This window comes from Streptomyces katrae (assembly GCF_000966975.1).
Classification (GTDB): Bacteria; Actinomycetota; Actinomycetes; order Streptomycetales; family Streptomycetaceae; genus Streptomyces; species Streptomyces katrae.
This window is the reverse complement of the sequence record NZ_JZWV01001525.1, coordinates 1-515: the sequence shown is the minus strand read 5'-3', so window position 1 is coordinate 515 and position 515 is coordinate 1. Positions and strand designations below refer to the sequence as shown.

Annotated in this window: 1 protein-coding gene; it reads right to left on the bottom strand. The window is 76.1% G+C overall.

Features of this window, described 5'->3' with window-relative positions:
• On the bottom strand, positions 1-511 hold a 511-nt coding region (locus VR44_RS38875), incomplete at its 3' end, for a DUF6777 domain-containing protein (protein ID WP_342669439.1).
• Positions 512-515: the final 4 nt, after the last annotated feature.

Sequence of the window (515 nt, the reverse complement as noted above, 5' to 3'; positions counted from 1 at the left end):
AGGCGCAGCGCACCCTGGGCACACCGCGGTCGTCGACCAGCACGGCCGTCCCGGTCTGGAGCACCGCCTGGTAGGCGGTGGGGGCGCCGTCGCGGAAGCCGTGATTGGTGACCCGGGTGTCCATGCGCAGCTGTACGGCGGTGAGCCCGCGCAGGTAGCCGGGTACGTCGGCGGGTTGGACGCCGAGGGCGGAGGCGAAGGCACCCTTCTTGGCGGGCTCCGCGTTCAGCAGGGCGATCTGCCTCTCCACGTCGCAGCTGGCGACGTCCCTCGTGCCGCCGTAGAGGCCGGGCGCGGAGCCGTTGACGCTGCGGGTGGCCGTCGTACCGGAGGCCGAGGCCGTGGCCGGGGCCGTGCTCGCACCGGGCGCGGCGCTCTGGGGCGGCACGGTGGCCTGTCGCGCGGCGGTGGACTCCGTGAAGGGGTCCGGTCCGGAGGCGGCGGCCGGCTGGAGGAACACCTCGCCCCCCGCCTGTGCCGAGGATCCGCCGCCGGGCCGGGTCAGCACCACGGCC